The 19035-nt window shown below is 40.3% G+C and carries 29 protein-coding genes and 1 tRNA gene; 4 read left to right on the top strand and 26 right to left on the bottom strand.

The genetic code is table 11. From position 1 onward, the window contains the following. Window positions 1-115 precede the first annotated feature (115 nt). The 16 genes from KBS54_04455 to KBS54_04380 all read right to left on the bottom strand — a co-directional run bounded on the left by KBS54_04455 (window position 116) and on the right by KBS54_04380 (window position 10219). Window positions 116-457, bottom strand: coding sequence for a hypothetical protein (locus KBS54_04455; protein ID MBQ0055380.1), 342 nt, complete (start codon window positions 455-457; stop codon window positions 116-118). 9 nt (window positions 458-466) lie between these two features. Next, the gene (locus KBS54_04450; GenBank protein MBQ0055379.1) at window positions 467-676 is read right to left on the bottom strand and encodes a hypothetical protein; all 210 of its coding nucleotides are present in this window, start codon (window positions 674-676) and stop codon (window positions 467-469) included. Window positions 677-679: 3 nt separating this feature from the next. Beyond that, window positions 680-901 carry a hypothetical protein gene (locus tag KBS54_04445; GenBank protein MBQ0055378.1) on the bottom strand — a complete coding sequence of 74 codons (222 nt, stop codon included), beginning with the start codon at window positions 899-901 and terminating at the stop codon, window positions 680-682. After that, window positions 888-1100 carry a hypothetical protein gene (locus tag KBS54_04440; GenBank protein ID MBQ0055377.1) on the bottom strand — a complete coding sequence of 71 codons (213 nt, stop codon included), beginning with the start codon at window positions 1098-1100 and terminating at the stop codon, window positions 888-890. The genes KBS54_04445 and KBS54_04440 overlap by 14 nt, the downstream gene beginning before the upstream one ends. A 3-nt stretch (window positions 1101-1103) precedes the next feature. Beyond that, entirely contained in the window at window positions 1104-1430 is a 327-nt protein-coding gene (locus KBS54_04435) for a hypothetical protein (protein MBQ0055376.1), read from the bottom strand. Between the two features lie 66 nt (window positions 1431-1496). Beyond that, entirely contained in the window at window positions 1497-3665 is a 2169-nt protein-coding gene (locus KBS54_04430) for a hypothetical protein (GenBank protein ID MBQ0055375.1), read from the bottom strand. A gap of 43 nt (window positions 3666-3708) precedes the next feature. Next, entirely contained in the window at window positions 3709-4230 is a 522-nt protein-coding gene (locus KBS54_04425; protein ID MBQ0055374.1) for a hypothetical protein, read from the bottom strand. After that, window positions 4231-4572, bottom strand: coding sequence for a hypothetical protein (locus tag KBS54_04420; GenBank protein ID MBQ0055373.1), 342 nt, complete (start codon window positions 4570-4572; stop codon window positions 4231-4233). A 262-nt stretch (window positions 4573-4834) separates the two neighbouring features. Beyond that, the gene (locus KBS54_04415) at window positions 4835-4999 is read right to left on the bottom strand and encodes a hypothetical protein (GenBank protein MBQ0055372.1); all 165 of its coding nucleotides are present in this window, start codon (window positions 4997-4999) and stop codon (window positions 4835-4837) included. A gap of 273 nt (window positions 5000-5272) precedes the next feature. Beyond that, window positions 5273-5346, bottom strand: a tRNA-Thr gene (locus KBS54_04410). A gap of 636 nt (window positions 5347-5982) precedes the next feature. After that, entirely contained in the window at window positions 5983-7011 is a 1029-nt protein-coding gene (locus KBS54_04405) for a hypothetical protein (protein MBQ0055371.1), read from the bottom strand. Continuing rightward, window positions 7008-7415, bottom strand: a complete 408-nt coding sequence (locus KBS54_04400; GenBank protein ID MBQ0055370.1) for a hypothetical protein — start codon at window positions 7413-7415, stop codon at window positions 7008-7010. The genes KBS54_04405 and KBS54_04400 overlap by 4 nt, the downstream gene beginning before the upstream one ends. A 284-nt stretch (window positions 7416-7699) precedes the next feature. Further along, window positions 7700-8101: a hypothetical protein gene (locus KBS54_04395; GenBank protein MBQ0055369.1), complete on the bottom strand. Its 402-nt coding sequence runs from the start codon at window positions 8099-8101 to the stop codon at window positions 7700-7702. Between the two features lie 6 nt (window positions 8102-8107). Further along, window positions 8108-9193: a hypothetical protein gene (locus tag KBS54_04390; GenBank protein ID MBQ0055368.1), complete on the bottom strand. Its 1086-nt coding sequence runs from the start codon at window positions 9191-9193 to the stop codon at window positions 8108-8110. 3 nt (window positions 9194-9196) lie between these two features. After that, on the bottom strand, window positions 9197-9823 hold the full coding sequence (locus tag KBS54_04385) for a hypothetical protein (GenBank protein ID MBQ0055367.1): 627 nt from the start codon (window positions 9821-9823) through the stop codon (window positions 9197-9199). A gap of 105 nt (window positions 9824-9928) precedes the next feature. Beyond that, complete coding sequence (locus KBS54_04380) at window positions 9929-10219, bottom strand: hypothetical protein (GenBank protein MBQ0055366.1); 291 nt, start codon at window positions 10217-10219, stop codon at window positions 9929-9931. An 81-nt stretch (window positions 10220-10300) separates the two neighbouring features. Here KBS54_04380 and KBS54_04375 point away from each other — a divergent pair, with 81 nt between their 5' ends. The 4 genes from KBS54_04375 (at window position 10301) to KBS54_04360 (ending at window position 12037) form a co-directional block, all read left to right on the top strand. Continuing rightward, on the top strand, window positions 10301-10681 hold the full coding sequence (locus KBS54_04375; protein MBQ0055365.1) for a hypothetical protein: 381 nt from the start codon (window positions 10301-10303) through the stop codon (window positions 10679-10681). A gap of 140 nt (window positions 10682-10821) precedes the next feature. Next, on the top strand, window positions 10822-11169 hold the full coding sequence (locus KBS54_04370; protein ID MBQ0055364.1) for a hypothetical protein: 348 nt from the start codon (window positions 10822-10824) through the stop codon (window positions 11167-11169). Between the two features lie 32 nt (window positions 11170-11201). Continuing rightward, window positions 11202-11393: a hypothetical protein gene (locus tag KBS54_04365; protein MBQ0055363.1), complete on the top strand. Its 192-nt coding sequence runs from the start codon at window positions 11202-11204 to the stop codon at window positions 11391-11393. Between the two features lie 17 nt (window positions 11394-11410). Next, on the top strand, window positions 11411-12037 hold the full coding sequence (locus KBS54_04360) for a hypothetical protein (GenBank protein ID MBQ0055362.1): 627 nt from the start codon (window positions 11411-11413) through the stop codon (window positions 12035-12037). 21 nt (window positions 12038-12058) lie between these two features. Here the strand turns inward: KBS54_04360 and KBS54_04355 are convergent, their stop codons facing one another. The 10 genes from KBS54_04355 to KBS54_04310 form a co-directional block, all read right to left on the bottom strand. Next, on the bottom strand, window positions 12059-12334 hold the full coding sequence (locus tag KBS54_04355) for a hypothetical protein (protein MBQ0055361.1): 276 nt from the start codon (window positions 12332-12334) through the stop codon (window positions 12059-12061). Then, a complete protein-coding gene (locus KBS54_04350; protein ID MBQ0055360.1) occupies window positions 12334-12696 on the bottom strand; it encodes a hypothetical protein in 363 nt (120 codons plus the stop codon). The genes KBS54_04355 and KBS54_04350 overlap by 1 nt, the downstream gene beginning before the upstream one ends. A gap of 162 nt (window positions 12697-12858) precedes the next feature. Beyond that, window positions 12859-13665 carry a hypothetical protein gene (locus KBS54_04345; GenBank protein ID MBQ0055359.1) on the bottom strand — a complete coding sequence of 269 codons (807 nt, stop codon included), beginning with the start codon at window positions 13663-13665 and terminating at the stop codon, window positions 12859-12861. A gap of 23 nt (window positions 13666-13688) precedes the next feature. After that, on the bottom strand, window positions 13689-14060 hold the full coding sequence (locus KBS54_04340) for a hypothetical protein (GenBank protein ID MBQ0055358.1): 372 nt from the start codon (window positions 14058-14060) through the stop codon (window positions 13689-13691). A gap of 4 nt (window positions 14061-14064) precedes the next feature. Continuing rightward, window positions 14065-16596: a PKD domain-containing protein gene (locus KBS54_04335; GenBank protein MBQ0055357.1), complete on the bottom strand. Its 2532-nt coding sequence runs from the start codon at window positions 16594-16596 to the stop codon at window positions 14065-14067. A gap of 62 nt (window positions 16597-16658) precedes the next feature. Beyond that, on the bottom strand, window positions 16659-17015 hold the full coding sequence (locus KBS54_04330; GenBank protein ID MBQ0055356.1) for a hypothetical protein: 357 nt from the start codon (window positions 17013-17015) through the stop codon (window positions 16659-16661). Then, entirely contained in the window at window positions 17012-17608 is a 597-nt protein-coding gene (locus tag KBS54_04325; GenBank protein MBQ0055355.1) for a hypothetical protein, read from the bottom strand. Before KBS54_04325 ends, KBS54_04330 begins: the two co-directional genes overlap by 4 nt. Continuing rightward, on the bottom strand, window positions 17609-18202 hold the full coding sequence (locus tag KBS54_04320) for a hypothetical protein (GenBank protein ID MBQ0055354.1): 594 nt from the start codon (window positions 18200-18202) through the stop codon (window positions 17609-17611). Window positions 18203-18284: 82 nt separating this feature from the next. Continuing rightward, entirely contained in the window at window positions 18285-18575 is a 291-nt protein-coding gene (locus KBS54_04315; GenBank protein MBQ0055353.1) for a hypothetical protein, read from the bottom strand. Continuing rightward, window positions 18568-18915 (bottom strand): hypothetical protein, encoded by a 348-nt coding sequence (locus KBS54_04310; protein MBQ0055352.1) that lies wholly within the window; start codon window positions 18913-18915, stop codon window positions 18568-18570. Before KBS54_04310 ends, KBS54_04315 begins: the two co-directional genes overlap by 8 nt. Window positions 18916-19035 lie beyond the last annotated feature (120 nt).

Genomic DNA, 19035 nt, shown 5'->3' with positions numbered 1-19035 from the left:
AAAGAATCCTGAACTACGTGAACAGCTGGTTCTGGGCTGCGTGTGATGGATGCGATTCAGAATCAGATAAATACTGAACTAATTTCGGGATACTACAATTTTTCATCTCCAGCAATCAGAAAAATCTGTCAGCAACATATCCAACCTGTCTTTTGTAGGTTTCCCATAACTTATCATTGGACCACTTATCAACACCAGTGTATCCTGCACGTTTGTACAGTTTTCTGATGTCATCAAAGTAAATTCTCATTCCGCCGCCCTGTGCAATTTCATAATCAACAGCACGCGGGAATAATTTTTTGTTGTTCTCAATTTCCTCAATGCCGTATTCTTCAAGATACTCATAGATGTCTTTGAGGACATAATTCAGTTTCTTGTTTGGACTGAATGTGAGTTTCTTTGTTTTCTGTGCGGTCTTCTTTGTGGTCTTTTTAGTTGTCTTTTTTGCAGTTGCCATGATTACACCTCAATACCCTCCAAATTCCATTATCTTTCCAGAACCAGTTAGGGCGTAAAGTTTTCCGGATTTGCTAACCCATAATGCGCCGGTCATTCCGTAAGTTCCGCGTGTCGTTACAATTCTTTTTGCGCCTTTGGGGAGTTGGCTTTTCGTGTCGATTTCTTTCGCCGCTCCTTCTTTGATAAGCATCTTGATGTCTGGTAATGTGATTGTCATTTTTTATCTCCGGTTACGTGCTTTCAGTGCCTTGTCGAGTTTCATAAATTCAGCTCTGGCTTCGTCTTCCTGCTTTTCGATTGCTCTAAGTTTACGGTGAATTTCCCATACTTTGTAGTAGGCTTTTTCGCGGCGTGCTTTCAGGGTTTCAATCCCGCGTGCATTCGTGGCTCTGGCTGTTTTTCTTCCGCGTTTTGCCTTTCCGGTCTTTTTACTGTAGGTCATTTTTACCTCCTTTTGCGTGTTTCTCATTTTTCTCAATCTCTTTGTAAACTGCTGAGGCTGCCGCCATCCAGATACCTTTGATATCAAAGTTATAGTCTCTGACTTGCTTTCTTTTTCCGGTTTTGGAAAGTGCGTCTGCCTTCTGGTATTCAGTAATGAATTGTGTATAGAGTTTTGTTAAGGATTCTTTGTACGTCATTTTTTACCTCCGCGCCTTCTTTTTGCCGCTTGCAGTGCTGTACTTTGAGTACGCGGCAATTTCTTTCTTTAACTTCGCTCCTTTGCGTGCAACAGTATTGTAAGCATCTACAATCCGTTTGCCTGCACTTTTACCGGCGGCGGTCTTCGTCAGTGTTATCTTCTTACCTGACTGCTTAATGTTTCCCGCTTGCCGTTCTTTACGGATAAGTGCATTGTACGCGGCAACTGCTCTATCATAAGCAATCGCATCACGCCTGATAGACTTTTCAAGTTCTGCACGAGTTGCCATAGTTTTCCTCGTTATTAACTGGTAGTTAAGTTCAACCATAAAAAGAAGAGTGACAGAAGAAAAAAAGAAAAGCGGGGGAAAAGAAAAAAAGAAGATTTGCCGGACTTACATTTTGTAGGCTTTGATTTGTTTCTGTGCGGCTGTCTTCAGTGATTTGGCTGATTTGTATAACCGCTTCAGCTCAGCGTATGCACGTTTGTTTTCCGGTTTGTCTCCTGCTCTTGCTAACTTCAGCAGTTTCTTTCTCGCGGTGTTGTACGCTTTTACTGCTGCATTGTACGCGGCAACTGCTTTCTTCACGGCTGGAGTTCCTGCTTTTCTGATTCCGGCTGGAGTTCTCATTGGTTTAAGATCGCGTTTCAACCATGAGAAATTATCTGCTTCAACATCATCTTCAGATAACCAGGGCAGATAATTTACAATCTGCACATTCTTTCTTCCCTTCGTCTTCTTCTTCTTCCTTCTTGGAGATTCAGAACCGTCATCAGGTAATTTTCTGCGCTTTAATGATGGTATTCTCACGAACTCATTTTCATACTCATACCTGTATTCAGGTGCGAATACATTTCTATTCGCTTCTCTGTTTCTGGTCTTCTCCTCATTCTTTGTTTTTTCTTTGTTCTTGTTTTGGTTCACTGTTTTGTTGCTGATGGAGATTTCAGCGGGAAAAGCATTCATCGTTTTATTCGGATTAACCTCACTTGTGATTAATGATGTTCCTGTGGGTGAATCCATCTCATTAGAGTTTCCTGTTTTTCGTGAATACTCATATCTGTTTCCGGTTGATTCCATCTCTGAATAATTGCCTCTTGCAGGGTTGATTTCAGGATTGGAGAATGAATTGTATATTATCTCTCCTGAAGCGTCTCTATTTCCTTCTATGCCGCTGTTTGTAGGGCTCACAATCCTGTTTCCTTCCTTATCCCAACTGGTTTTATCTAAGTTTGTAGGATAAGATTCTGTTGAATCTGCTTTTATGGTGTTGGTAATCAGATTGCTAACAAATGTGTTAATCTCATCCTGATTTGGAAGAGCTGCGACAAGTGAACCGGCACCTAATGCCATCATTCCTATGTTTTTATTAGACATCCTTGAAGCATATCCCATACCTCCTGCTCCTGAGATTCCAACATTTTTCTTAGACGTTCCTGAAGGCTGTCCGGCTGACTTTGTGCCGCTGATTTCATCAGGGAATCTTATTCTTAGTTTCGGATTGCTTTTTCTGATTCTCTGTTTTTCAGCTGAAATGCTTTGAGGTGTTTTATCCAGGGATTTCTTAATCGGATTAGGATTCTTAATAAAATCTTCAGGAGTCCTGATTCTGAGATTTCCCGTGCCGGTCTTTTTAATTTCAGCAGGAAGGCTGGGGACTTTTGAGATAGGTTTGTCTTTGATTCCTTTGATTGCTTCATTCGGGAAAACAACATTCAGATTAGGGTGCGCGTTTTTCATCTGAGTTTGTTCTTTTATGATGTCTGCCGGTGTCTTTACCGGCGTTTGTTTAATTGATGTCGGGTTTTTGATAAAGTCCCGCGGGCTTCTCACATTGAGATTTGCCGGCTGTATTGCGTCTTTCTGGATGGTTGTAGTAATCGTTTGTTTTGGTTTCGGAGTGTTTGGTATGCTTGGTGTTTTATGGGTTGTTTTTATGGTTGTTTTTAATGCGGTTGGTAATTTTGGAAGGGCTTTGCTGGTAGCGGCGGCAATCGCAGCTGAAGCAATAAATCCTTCAGGATTTTCTTTGAATGCAGTTCCGATGTTTGGTAATGTGTTTGTAACAAGATTTTCCGTTCCCTCTCCATCTTTAACATTTCCGATATTTGCAATTCCCATAAGAACGGCTGGGATAGTTGCGGGAACTGATGCAAGGGAATACTCTATTGCTCCTCTGATTTTATCTAACGGTTGACCTGATGCAATATCTTTGCTATATTTTTCGGCTGCTGGAGTGAGTAAATTATTGTACGTATCTAAATATAATCTCTGGATTGCGTTTCTTGGTGTTGTATCTGTTTGAACTGCTTTCTGTGTGTCTGAAATTGCTTTATCAGAGTAATCAATATATTTCAGAATGGGTTGAAATATCGTTGAACCTGCAACCCTAATCCATTCTGCAACAGTTGGATTTACCGGATTTGCCTGGAATAATTGATTTGCAGTATTTGATGGCAATCGCTGATTCTGCAATACTTTAAAGGTGCCGTTATTTTGGTCAACTCCGGCATTATTTCCAGATGTAACAATATTTTTAGGTGTGATAACAGGCTGAGTCATACTAACCTATGGTTAAGTACAACAATAAAAAGAAGAGTGACAATCAGAAAATAACCGCGATCATAAACAAAACGGACAGCGGCAGCGAAAACAGATACCCCCACTTCATAGGAAGAAGCAGAGGGACCTTTCTTTCAGACCACGAAGCAGTTATCTCAGGATGTCTCTTCTGCATCCATTTAGTAACTCCAGCCGTACACACACAGCAGATGAACAGCGGAAACAGACAAGGGATAAGAACAGCCGCGAGCATCAGAGAAATTGCATCAGCACCGCCGAGAACGCCCTTCTTACTGATAAACCACAGAAACGCAATAGACGCCATATTGAGAATATAGAGCACTGCAAACCCGTGAAAAATCATATAACAAGCCATCCAGAAATGTGGTAATGCAGCCGTTCCCAGAAAACCCGGGATATACATATCTATATCTTCATACGTGCGCGAAACAACATCTGAATCAGCACCAACCTTTAGAATAAAGAACAGAATAATAGCCGCGAATGCAAGAAGAGTAAAAACAAGGGATTGAGACAATCCCGAATTTAAGATTTGACTAATCAATCAGATATTCCCGCCTATGTACGTACTTGAACCAATCTCATCTTCGTCATCATCATCTTCATCCTCATCAAGGACATACTTATGATAGATGGTAACGATAAGAACCACAATCCCATAAATGCAGATAGCAATACAGCCGAAATAGAACAGCCGCATCAGGAAACTTACAACATTATTAGTATCCCATTCCGGAGGCAGTTCAAACCATCCGGCATCAAACATTGCATTAAACCACGTATCCAGAATCAGACCGCCCACTAAAGCCAGCCCTGCAGCCGAGAAACAGCAGACGAAAAAGATAATGATTGCCTGACGCATCGAGTCAGCACCCGTAAATGCCATTAGTCATCCTCCTCAGAATTTGTTTTGTTAATCGCACTGGATATTGCCCAGATTGCTAAGGCAATAATGCAGATAACCGGCGCCCATTGAGTAACGGTTAGGATAGTAGTCATGGTATTTACTGTATCCACTGATAACATGCCCTGTTCAATCAATAGATTGCTGGTATCCACTAATGCAGACCTGATAAGAACTGAGATTAATGATATCAGACCGATAAATCCCACAAGCAGCAGGAATCTAATGATATTGTAACTCCCCATTAATACTGTGATTTTAATTTTTTCTTAATGTCTGACAGCTCAACATTTATGCGGTAAATTTCATTGGTAACCATAAATACGGCATATCGTTTTTTCTCAAGGTTAATAATTGCTTTGTCTAATTTTGCTTTAACCTCTTTTGTTCTTGGTTCAATATCTACCAATCTTCTGTACTCTTTAGCCGCTTTATTTGCGGTTGCATCCTTTCACCTCTTCTCTGCATTTAATGCAGTTAATTTCTTTTGAAGACGCTTAGCGGTTTCCTGTAATTCAGACTTGGTTTTAGGTAAGTAGGATACAGACATGGTTTATTCACCTTACTGAAAATAAGTACACTACAACATTATAAAGAAGAGTGACAGAATCAGGCACACAGAAGCATCCGTCTGCCTCTTCTATATCTCCAAAACCAGTAATCCATTTTTCTAAAAGACATATTGCAGGAGCCAGAATCGAACTGACGCTCTTCAGGTTACGAGCCTGATGAGATAAACCACTACTCTACCCTGCATTGCGGCAAGCAGACTCGAACTGCTGACAGGTATCCCCTGAGAACCTTGATTGTGCACGACCTGGATTTTACCCCTAAATCTATACCGCATCAAAACTGAGAACTGAATTTCAACCGTAATAAACCCGAATCTACCTCTCTGAAATTCAGTCTCAGATACTCCATATCGGAATCGAACCGATGTCTCAGGACTCAAAATCCCGAATGATTGACCTCTACACTAATGGAGTTAGTAACCAAATGACACCGTATGAACAAAGGTCAATGCCTTTATGGAGTAACATCGGAATCCTCAAAGCTTTGGAACGTGGAAAGGAAACCGACAACAGCACAGTATTCATAATCATGGGAATCCTGGAGTTTTCATTAGGTGATAACTGATTTCCAGATTGGTGTATGTAATATTATGAATGACTGCAATATCTTGTTAGCTGCGTATAACCTTATACTATCTTACACGCCGCCTTTTCAGAGCTTCCCCCTTACGGTTTCCAACCCACCCGATGTGCTTAGATTGCCGGAATAGATAGCCCTGCCGAAGGCTGAACCAATGATATTAATGTAGGGCGGCTAAGAACATTTTTGATGGTGGTGATACTTTATTTTAAAAAACATGTTACTAAGTTATAAAAAATATTATGTTATTGGTGTTCCATCCTCCTCTATAAACCCGTATGCTAACCAGTTGTAATACTGTCCTTTAGTTATACCCGCTTCCTTCATTGCTTCTTTCTTACTACATCCCTTGAGGTAAAACTCATTCATGATTTTTCCGCGTTCATGCGCATTTCTGATAGTCTCAGGATTTGAACCGGTGCGAGGTTTCCTGCCGATTCTGGATTCTCCCCCTTCAGCGCGTTTCTTCTCCAACTCCTTCTTCCTCTCCTCTTTCAGCTTCTTCATCTCATTAGCCGCGTGCGCGCGCTTCTTGTCATACTCCTCAAACAGTGCTTTCAGTTCAGGATAATCAGACTTCAGAAGAGTCTTAACGAGTTTCTTATTCTCATACCACATCTGTTTGTAATACCTCTCACCCGTTCTCTTATTCTTTTCAGCGCGGAAGATACGCAGGATGTTAAACCCATTCATAACCGCGCGTTCATTGCGTTCTGCTTCCCCGTAATAATTGCATGTCTCACGCAGAACCTTATCAGTCATTCCCTGGTCAGGTGCTGACCATAACTGAATGTTGTTATCCGTTCTGTTCGTAATCACAATATCATTCTGCTCTTTATTCTCCTTACTGTTGAATGCTCTGCTGTTATACCCTGGGCTCACATCATCATAGTCTTTAACCGCCAAAGGTGCATTCAGCCGGATTAAATCACTCACCTCTTCAGGAAGCATAATGGCAATAAAATCAATGTTGAAATAATCAGTCCAATGACCGCCGTTCTTCTCTGCAAGGTGACGCGCTGAACCATAACCCAGCGTCATATTACAGTAACTCTTTCCCGCGCCCTTATCCCCATTCAGGAAGAAAGAGATATCAGATTTAATCTTTGATGTAGTAACATCAGTCCAATAATCCGTAATGCTCAACCTCTCTTTATTGCTTTCATCATCAGGATCAACAGAGGTTAAGGGTTTGATAGCCTCACCCGATGGAGGATGTGCTTTCAGCTTCAGCCGCATTAAGTCACGTTCTGTAATGTAACACGTCATAACAGCATAACCTCATACTTCTCTTCAATAGAGGTAAACTGATCCATGTAAACAGTAATGAGACCAATCACGCACGCACACGCGGAAAGCATAGCAGAATCGATATCCTCAGAACTCAACTCATCCGGTGAAACCCTCTGTTTATCAGCCATCTGCTTACACTCTTCTTCAAACTTCTCATCCAGAATTTTCCGCAGCTCATTCTGTTTGTGTTCGTTTGCGATTTGTGCGATATGGTGTTCGACTAAACCCCGATACCGCTTTACATTCAGCACTTCCGCCTGAGATGCAATCATATCTGTTTCACGCTGAACCATTGAATAATGATTCGCCAGATAATTACTCTTAGCACCTCCAATAGAGACGCCTATATCAATAGATTTAATCTCATTACTTTCTGCCATGTTTAACCCCCCCAACTAATCCCGCACATACGCAGGAAACGTATTCACGCGCCCGCGTGAGGATACTGTTTTCTGTTTTCAGTTTCTTCTCAATCTCATACTGACACTCAGGACAAAGAGCAAACGAGTATTCCCGCTTTGTATCTATGTACTGCCGCCTTGAAATCTCATTCCCGCAGTTACTGCACGTAAAAGGAGGATTCATAAATTTATACTCACAGCCAAACGCAGTACACGTTTTACACTCGAAATCCCCCGTGTCTTCATAGATTTTTATTTTCATATTAATTCCTCATAGTCTGAATAATCTGCTTTGAATACAGAATTGATATCCACTGTTTTGATAACTCCAGCCCTTCTTCAGCGAAGTCAAGAGCCTTCTGTTTATCCGTCTTTGCTAAATCTAATATCCCTTTACCGCGCTTAAACCAGTCCTGAATCTTCCTTCGTTCAGCACTGTCACGCGGCAGTATCTTCATCTCTTCAGTGACCGCAAAGAGACGGTAAAAATCCCGATAAAATAGTTGGAAAGCATTTTTGAAGGTGATTCCGCGCCCTGACTTCCCTGTTGAAAGCATGTAAATAGACAGAACCGCAGAGGATTCTATGTATGATTGATGAATTGAAATAATGTAGTTGCTGAGGGATTCCGAAGGCATCCCTAAAGATGGTGCATTTTGCAGCATAGAACCTCACAGCAGCTTAACCAGAGCAATGATACCAAAGATGATAACACCCATTACAATAATGCACATAATCACCTTAGACCATATCTTATTTTCGTGTTCATCCTTTTCGGATTTACCCTGTTCACGTGACATCTCTTCCATTGATTTAACATCCTGTGCAAATGTCGCAATAGGAGTATTGGATAAACCGTATTTGTAACTGAATCCCGACAGTTTCCAATGGTGCCTGATACCTACTTTGTAAATCGGTTTATCAGATGTTTCATCAACTTCCTCAGTATCTCCTTCGATTTTCTTCACAAGGAGTTTTGGAATCTTTCTGATTTTTTCTACAACCGGATGTTCACACTTAACAGTCTCAAATGTATCCATGTAGTAATTATCCGGTGCATCAGGGTCTCCTTCAAGCGGCATTGTTTCAAACTCTTTTACCGCCTCCTGCACAAGAGAAACAAAGTCATCAACAGAATCAGGCATAGGCTGACCTACGTCACGCTTTGCGTATTCCTTCAAAAACATCTGACAGTTACCCTCTAAGTCCTGCGCATTGCATTTCATGAGGGATACTAAATCATTAGTTCTCAGGAATCTCAGACGTGCAAACGGTTCAACAATTTCATACATTTCATTTCCATCATCATCATAGCCCACACAAACCGTTTCTTTTCTGTTCAGCAGGTCAATGATATTGTTCAATGCAATAATCGATTTAACGCCCCAGAAAACCGGATGATGCGTTGCCGCGTGATATACTTCGAGATTTCCGTAATACCTGTCAGGTTCGCAGTGTGAAGAAAAGTCAGGTCTGAATTTAACCTCAAATTCTCCTGCTTTGAAAGTCCACGAAGCCCGGGTATTTGTTTCACCGAGTAAGAACCGCGTATATGCAGAACCTGAATCATGCAGAGCAAGAACCGGAATTCCGCGCTGACGTGCTTCAGTGAAAATGGGTGCTTCAGGACACCAATCTTCAATGTCTTTCTTATACTGCTTTGAACGTGAATAAATAATTAATACGGCAATTACTGCACAAACAGCAATACCAATTACAATCCATAATACTACAGGACTAATAGAAATTTGGTCCATAATTTATCTCCTCAATAAAGACATCCAGCCTTTTTTAGTCTCAGATTTGTTCTTCGATTCGGGAACGAATTGATCTATAGATTCTCCTGCCCGTGACTCAGAGCGATGCAAGCCCTGATAATACCGTTCACGCCCTCCGATACCGCGAGAGATGATAAACGGGAACGATTCAAGGATATTTGTTTTAAGCTGCAGGAACTCAGGTTGTTCAACATCATGCGGCAAACAGCTTAATGATACGTGACTTAATGCGAGTTTCAAGTTCAATTTTGCGACATTCGGGTTTGTGATGTACGCCAGAAACACATCCTTGTTGAAATTCGCATCAATCACATTCAAAAATGCACGTTTACAGCCTATACTTAACGGTGCCTGATTAATTGCCATCTTAAACGCCTTTGCAGACGCTGACGAGATATAATCCCGGGATAAGGCAACTTCTTCAGAACCTATTTCAGGTCCGTCATCAACATCAATCCCAGATGGTGTGATGTTGTCTCCATAATCAAGTTCAGCTGAATCTTCTTCATCAGATTCATCTGTCTGTTCATCTTCTGAATATTCTTCCTCAGAATACTCTTCAGATTCATCTTCAATCTCTTCAAGATTTTTTCTTCTGATATCTGACATTTTTATCCTCAGACATGTTCTCAGATTTGTAAGTGAGTAAAATAGGTGTGTAGTGATTAAAAAGAATAGAGAGAGTCTCTATTCTGCCGACATTGTTTCGCCTGATTATCTGTTGTTCTTCTTTCTTCCGCCGAGCTTGTTAAGTGCGGGGAAGATACGAGATACAAGACCGATGGTTACAACTGCTCCGATTAAGAGGGATGAAGTAACCCAGAGTCCCGGTGCCTGAAGTCCTCCCTGCCATGCTTCCGGAAGGGTGACATTGAATGCTCCAAGAACAGTGACGACAATAGCAGGGGTCATGCCCACGATAATAGCTATGATCATGATTACTTTCACGTCATCGAGGACTCCATTAAGAACTCCTCCTTCACGATTTAATTTTACGAGTTTCATCGGATATACTCCTTCATAACAAAAAAGTACACTACAAGTATAAAAAGAAGAGTGACAATTTCAAATTTGGTAAGATACTTTATGGTTATAGCAAACACTATATCTATTATGTTGCTGACATACAAAGACATTGAATCAGCCGTATCACTTTTTGTAGACAGTGATATTAATGAAACTAAGGCAGTAAATAAAATTGTCTATTCTATTAACTGTTCCAGAAGGAATAAGAATTCCTGGTTTATGACTGTTGATGCACACAGAGCAGGCGGAAGCGGAAAGGGATTTTCAAACACTCAGATGATTTCTAATCTGAATTTAGTAAGCAGAATTAACCGGATTGCTAAATTAGATGATGAAGGATTCAACATCAGAATCAGATATGGAGAGATGAATGAGGACAATGAGATTGTTTCTATTGGAGAAGAGAGACTGATTCATGTCGATGGAGACAGAGCTACATGACTACGTGTTTTTCCTGCAAAATATATCAGAGATGTGTTTCTGATGAAGGCAGCAGACATATTTTCTGCGATGTAGCAAAGCATTTCAGAGGTCCGAACAGTACTGCGTGTGAGGCTATTAAAAGGAGAAAGAGGATATAAATGAAGCGAATTAAATTTACTGAAGAGAATCTGAAACGTCATCTGAATGCAGCTTCTTATGTCGGAGAATCTTACCCAGTAATACTGGGGAGAAGAATTCATACTGTAAGGGATGGAATGAAAGGTGAGATAGGGGATGTGTTTTTTATTGAAGGTGCAGGTAAATTTGTTCTTATCTCTGTATGTACGTATGACGCAGAAGCATTTGAACAACTAATTGATAATGAATGGTGGTTTGAAGGTTTCAACTCAAGAACTGAATTCATGCAAGAGATTTTTAGGATTTACGGTGAAGAACCGAAGACGTATTACTCACACAATTTCTTAAAACTTAATGGAGATGATTAAACATGATTTCAAGAGACAGATTACTTTGCAGAATGAACAGACAGCGTGAATATGTTGATGGTCGGAAAATCGGAAAGACGGTTGCAGATACCCTTGACGGGTTAAATGATACTCTGTGGAAAGCCGCATACGATCTTGCAGAACCTGATAAGACGCGGATTGTTATTAATGCGGTTATTTGTAAGAAGAAGATGCAGGGAAAATGGAGAGTTGAGGTGGATTGATCTCAACCAACAATTAAATGAAGTACTACGCCTCTCATTGTGGTGGTTCGCATAAACGAATCTCCTTTTTAGTTCAAAATGGAATAGGGTGTATGATTAGTGCAGCTGATTTTAGAAAACCCTATTCATTTTATGCAATAGATAATGGTGCGTGGACTGATTTTACACATGGTGAATCATTCAACCATTACAGATTCATTAAAGTTCTAAATAGAATCTATACCGAAAAATTAAAGCCTGATTTTATTGTGCTTCCTGATGTAGTAAGAAACGGGAAGGAGTCAATTAAACTCTCTAAAAAATATCTGTTCATAACTGATATGTTTCCTTGTTATTTGGCTGTTCAAAACGGAATGAAACCTGACGACATAAAGGAATTTACAGATTGTATTTCTGGGATTTTTATTGGAGGAGATAATATCTGGAAATATCGGTATTTGGATGAATGGATAAATTTTGCACACAAACATGAGTTAAATTGTCACGTTGGAAAAGTTGGAACCCTAAAAGACATTATGTCATGTGTGAACTCCGGTGCTGATTCAGCTGACAGTTCAAATCTGATAAGGAACGGATTTAGTGAGAGAATAATTGAGATTCTCAATACTGCACACACTCACGCAAAATTAGTTGAACGACAATAAAAAGAAGAGTGACAAAAAAGATTAGAATCTCTTTTTCCTTCTTCTTCTGCCTGAACTTCCTTTTGTCTTAATCAGACTAAGCACAATAATAAATGCGCCGACAAGGAGAATAACCGGCACCACAATCAGCAGATTAAATGATGCATCTCCGATTGTGATAATCGTGTTCATCGTCTGTTCGTGTGCAGTCCCTTCAACACCTGACGTATCAACTGAGAGGAGGGCAGAACCGCAGAAGACTAAGGCAATTAAGATAATTGCCATTGCCATAATAATACCTGCAACTTTTTTAATCATTACGCATTACCTCCATTAACCAGTTCAACAACTGTAGGAATCAGGATATACATACAATACAAGGATAATCCGATAGCAAAGGTAATCAGCAAAGCCGTAACCGTGCCGTCAATTACCGGATATTGCAGTAAGTCATATTCAAAGGTTGTTACATTATCAACAACAGTCTGCTTAACTACAGATACCTGCTCGGTAACTACATTTCCTGAAGCATACAGAATAGTCACAGTCCATGTGATAATTGTTGAAATAACTAATGCGACAATCTCACTGTAGGGAACAGGTGACTCAACCAGAATTGCATACGCTAACAGCAGAACAGCAATCACAATTAATGCAATCCACAGAATGAATGGAATCATTTGATACCTCCAATATACAGATTCAACAACTCACCTAACCGGTCATAACCGGATTTTGCGGGAGTCATCCCGCTGTGTACAATCCGGTTTCCTGATTCATCGAACAGTTCATACTTTAACATCATCTTATCAGACATTTTCTTCTCCTTCGGATTTTTCTGGTTACTTCGGCGGCTGGAAGACACGGTAAATACCTCCTGCAATACTAATCGCTAATATGGCAATCGCCGGACCGTAATATGACGCTGGGAATAATGCCAGAATCGTTCCTCCGAATATCAATCCGATAATTGAAGGCACTGCGGTATTCTTCGTGATTAACCAAAGCATCAGGAAGATGACGCCGAAGACAATCACAAATAAGAATCCATCCGGTAAATCTCCTTCAATCGGGTTTACAACTGCTTTGACTGCCTGCTTAAAGTCAGGATACTGCCCGGGTTCGACATCGAAAGCATCAGTAAGTCCGGTGATTGAATCTGTCGGAATTGGTGCCATTGTCATAGTTGCCATAGGACGCGGCTGGATTGAGTAAATTGTAATCGCATTGGTTACTGATTCAAAGTTTAATCCAGATGCAGTAATCTGCACGCGGAATTGATACTGACCTTTGGAAAGTCCTATCTGCGTTGGTGTGAAGATGTATTGACTGCTTGTTGCGCCCGCAATATTTTTCCACTCAACACCATTCAGGAATTTGTACTGCCATTGATAGTATGTGCCCCCTGATTCAGTTTGTAATATAAATTTGTCATTGATTGTCTGTTTGTCAGCACTCTCAGGCGTTACTGATGCAGCTGGTGTTTCATATCCGGTTGCGGTTATCTGGTTTGATTCTACTTTGTCGTGGATGATTTCACCAAGTGTTTTATGGTGTGTGTCGTCCGCTGCTGCGGCTGGTGTTATGCAAAGCGATACGAGTATGAGGGCTGTTATGCCAAGGGTGATTAGGGTTTTGGTGGGTTTCATGTTTTTTTACCTCAAATACAATTTCAACCAATTACTACCTGTTTCCGGATTGCATAGAATTCCATTGCATAGATAATCCAGATAGGTGCTTGTAATATTGTTGCAATATACCAGGGGATTCCCATCATCGTAAGCATTGGAATAATACTCAATGCGGCAATCAGGCAGGATGCAACACTAAACAGACTGATTCCCGCGCCGGTATAACCGCCTGGCGGGTTATCCTCAGCCTGTGTTCCTGCTTCAACTAATTTTGTAATCGTGTTTTCGTTATAATAGGGAGTTGTTTCAGTGTCATCTAAGTATGACACCTGATACACTCCGGTTCCTACCAGCGCGGCAGACACTCCGCCAAACACGGTAAGAAAGATTGCTAACCACATACTAATTCTCATGATATCACTTCCTGCTCTGCATATAGAACAATATACTCAACACTGTTGCGAAAATCAACAGCGGCAACACTACAAACTGACCTGGAATGAAGAACCAACCGAAGAACCAGAACATCCATTCAAAGAAGACAATACAGAAGCAAGCTGCATAACTGTTTACAAATGGTGCAACCCCTCCGATTAATACCGCAACAAGCAGACATATCCAGATATAGACTCCTGAAGGGAGTCCTAAGTCAACAAACGGACCTAAGAAGGTGTGATAATAGGTTTTTACGACCTGACCGTATGCGCTGGTGTTACTCGTTACAACAATCTTCACATCTTTTCCAAGATAGTTCTGCAGCTGAACCTGAATTGTTGCATCATAGCCTCCTCCACTTCCAGAACCGAATGGAATATCATACTCGTTTGAGGTTTCGTTTTTGGAATAGACGTTTACTAAGATGCTTGATGTGGTCTGTGTTAAGTCCTTATAGGTGACATTTACTAATCCTTCGTTTGAGACTGTTACCTCAACTTTGATGTTCTTTTTTGTGGTTTCATCCGCGTGAGGGAATGAGATATACCAGGGATATTCAGTGCTTAATGAAGACGGACTGAATGTGCGTGTTGATGGTTCTGGTAAATCGTCATGCTCTAACACAAGATTATACCGCAGGTTTGGATACATGATAAACGATACAACACCATTATCATCAGATACACCAGCAAGTTCAGTTCCAATTATGTTATTCCCGGTTGCACCCCCCAACTGATTAACGAGCCATTCAACGGGATTTGTTGCTTCAAATGCTGAACCTGTGACACGCGCACCCGATACTCTAAGCCCAGTATTCTGATCTATGATACGGAAGGTGATATATGTCCTCGAGTAATTGTTGCCTGCACCTTGACCTGTACTTCCTGATTGACCTGTACTTCCTGATTGACCTGTACTTCCTGATGAAGTTCCTGTTTTGAAATCTATGTTGATAGTTGTCGATTCCAATACGCTGACTGTTGCAGACTGCTGACTGTGTCCAACTGTCGCAGCTGTTACTGTGTACGTTCCTGAAATGATGTTTGAAAACTGCACCATTCCTGATGTTGTTGTTTGCTGATACGCCTGCTCACCATTACGATACAAAGTAACTGTTGTTTCATCAGTGTATGTTACCGCATCAACTGATAAAGTAACGGTGAGTGTTGCCATAGTTTGAACCATTATCACTGGTGAAGACACTAAGACACTGCTGCCTTCATAGATTACTCCGACATAATACCCAGATGCGCCAGCAGTATTCCATGTGTGAGATGTCACTGATGCACCAGTAATAGGCACTGGCGTGATTACCTGTCTGTACTGCGTACCTGCTGAATCTGATTCATATATTCTAAAGGTATATCCCTTTGAATAATCAGGATTAAGCAGATTCCATGAAAAGGTAACATCATCACCAGAAGTATATGTTAAATCAGTCCTGTCAACTGAGATAGAGTTAGTTCCTGAATAGATAGTTGAGATGGTAAATGTCTCAGACGTTCCCCCCGGACCTGTTGCCGTCACTGTTGGTGTGTATGTTCCAGCCGTGCTGTACGTGTGGTAGATAGACTCCCCGCCGGGTTCAGTTGAACCATCTCCAAAGTTCCATGTGAATGATGTTGCCTCATTTTGATAATTTGCGACAAAGGTGACTATCGTACCTGGAGATATGGTTGTTGATGGTGAAACAGTTACTGATGAGATGACAGGTTTTTGAGGAAGCACAGTAACTGTTCCAACAGTTGCCCTGTCAGAATAGCCCTTAGCATTATTCGCTACTGCATAAACAGTATAGGTGCCAACTGTCTGATACGTATGAGTGCTTGAAATAGATAATCCTTTTTTAACATCTTCATCTTTTGGATAATTCCAATAGATAGATGTTGAGCCTGATGCAGGATACGCATTAAATGATGCTGTCGCAGTGATTGAATCTCCAACATTTACACTACTTACTGATAACGAACCTGAAGAAAATACCGGGGCATAACTCACATCATCAGCGTGAACATTCTTAATTGTACAATAACCTGAATTCGCAGGAGTTACATACAGACCGATTCTAATATAATGTTGCCCTGAATATGAAGATACTGAGAATGAATGATCCCCAGTTGTTCTCTCAGAAGAGATATAATCCCAATCACGACCATCATCAGAAACAAACACAACAATTATATTATTCTGATAACTACTCGTATGCACAGAACCTACATTAAATTTAATCTCATCAACATAGGTTAAATCTATTTTACTATTCGTTTCAACAAAAACATAGTATCCATTTGTAGAACTTGAACTTGATGCTGAGATATACAAATACCCAGGATCATGTGTGATACTGACACTCCCACTACCTGAACCGTCAGTAACATGTTTCCAGAAAGAACCAGAATTATCAAGACTATTAAAATTCGGATCAGTAATCAGATTTGTTGCCGCTGCCGCTGGAATAACCAATACTGACAGCAGAAACAGTAATACTAACATTCCGGCGACTGTTTTTTTCATAATCTATACCTCCATCATTTTCTATTGATTAGATAAGTACAACATTAAAAAGAAGAGTGACATTATTTAGTTTCAGCATCTTTAATGAGGTCTTCAAACCTGTTTCGTAACTTGTAAAAATTGATTCCTGTATCTCTTTGGATTTCATAAAGTGTTTTCCCCGATGATGTTAAATCGAGAAGATATGATGGGTCCGTCATAATCTTCCTTCGTTCAAAATGAAGCAGTGCTTCATGACTGAAACGGTATTTTGCGCGTTTGCGCCGTGTTTTTTTCCTCACACAGACTATCACGCCTTCAGACAGCCATTTCCGCAAATACGGCACTAACTCCAGCGGGATATCAGAAGTACTCCACTCTGTATCAGTGACACACAGATAGAGCATTTCTGTTTCCGGACACGATAGAAGATATTTCATTCTGACTTATCTCTGATTGCTGAAATTATCTCAATAATGAATGGAAGCACATACAATACAAAACAAACCACAAATACAACCGTCTGTATTGTCAATAACGAATCGAACTGTGCGATATCAGATATCATCTGTTCAGCTGAGATGTTCTGATTGTTTATCATCCATTTAGCCGCGATGTTCAGCACAAGTGCCGGAATATACCACGTAAACAGACAAGAGGAAGGAGAGAGAACAAACGAATACTCGATGTCTTTACACTGAATCTCTTTCTTATCAATGATGTATCTGAGAGTATGACTGCCGAATGTGAGAATCATAATGACAGAAAGACACACTACTGTAAGACCGCTGAAGATTTTTAATGCGACCTGATATAACTCTGATTTATACGATGGTGAAAGATTATCAAGGAATGGAAGATTTGATACTGGTATCAGTTCTCCAGTTACAACATCAGGTATCATTTCAGGTTCTGCAACCATCCCGGGAGACGCACCTGCCATTACAAACATAAGCCCTGCACAGAAATAGAATATGAGAATGATTATACTGCACACAGAGTAGTCATTGCTGAATTTATTGGTGAGTCTCATTTAAAAGATATCCTCCTCTGTTAATGGTGTAACCATATACCGTTTTTTGTGAACAAATTTGATAACCATCATTGCAACAAGAATGCCGATGAATACCAACACTGAAATGAAACACATGATTGCCGGCACTAACAATAAATTATATGCACTGTGGAAAAATTCCTCAATAACATCAACGCTGATAAAATGCACCGCTGAACTGAGATAAGAAGACCAAGTTATGACTGGATAGAATAATGCGCTTATGTAGAATCCTGCAACACATAATCCATTAGGAATGGTAAAATTATACGTTCCGGTGTGCTTTGCTTCGATTAACGAGCGTACAAAATTCATTACCAGTATTCCAATGGGTAAGAACAGTAAAACCCCGAATAATATAAAATCAAGAACTGGAGAACCTGATGTGAGAAGGTGAGGGATGTCTGTAGTAATAACCGCGTCTGCAAATGCAGTTGAAATCTCTTCATCCATAAACGGCAGAGCAAACAGAGATGTGAGAATATAACCGAGTGAATTTACCATCCCTATAACGAAAATTATAAACCCGCTTGCCAAAAACAGATATGATAAATAGGATTCGTCATCTGACATAAATTATATTGTGTGTTACTTAATTATAAACTATCTTAACATGTGGTTATTTGATATGGAAAAAATAATGTATTTGTATTCTCTATGTTTTTACCATCAGAGAACCATCCTGATTATATCGAGGTGTAATCCCGCCTTTATTAACCCCATCATAAATTAAATAACAAACTCCGGTTTCAGGATCAGTATAACCAAAGACATCTCTGAGATTCAGATTAGTATTGTGTTCTGATATATCTGAAACAAGGATTTGAGAAGATTCATCCGGTGATGGACTAAATATTGAAACTAAAGCACAAGTGCCAATTATGATAAATAACACGAGTATAATTAGGATAAAAAACCTGAATACACTATTTTCAAAATCAATCATCTTTGGATTTCCCCCACAGCCCTTTTATTCCTCTTCGTTTTCCATCAAGCGCGGCAGATATTCTTTCTTTTACCGGATATCTGTTATGCGTTAAGGGATTTTCCACAATATTATGCGGCACTTCACCTTCTGTCAGTCTCCAGCCTTTTATGATGTGTGTTGTTTTGAATTCACAGGATAACTCATATTTGTACACCTGCTTCAAGCCATAGGGGAGGAAATAGGTGAAATGAGATTCTCCTTTTCGGTAAAGCATCAGCCCGTTTTCTCCTGAGACTATCTTTTCAATGTTGTAGTCTTTGTGTCGGAAATAATTTTTCGTGACGTATTCAAATATCATATCTCACACGCCTCTTTTAATTTGAGGGAGATTCTTTTGAATCCTGCTTCTTTGAGCGTTTTCTTTATGTGCTTTTCAAGAGATGGGATTATGGGGTTTTCCCCGGACACCGCATCAGGA

Source organism: Candidatus Equadaptatus faecalis (assembly GCA_018065065.1).
Lineage (GTDB): Bacteria > Synergistota > Synergistia > Synergistales > Synergistaceae > Equadaptatus > Equadaptatus faecalis.
Note: the sequence above shows the minus strand (reverse complement) of the source record. Positions and strands in the feature narration are given on the sequence as shown.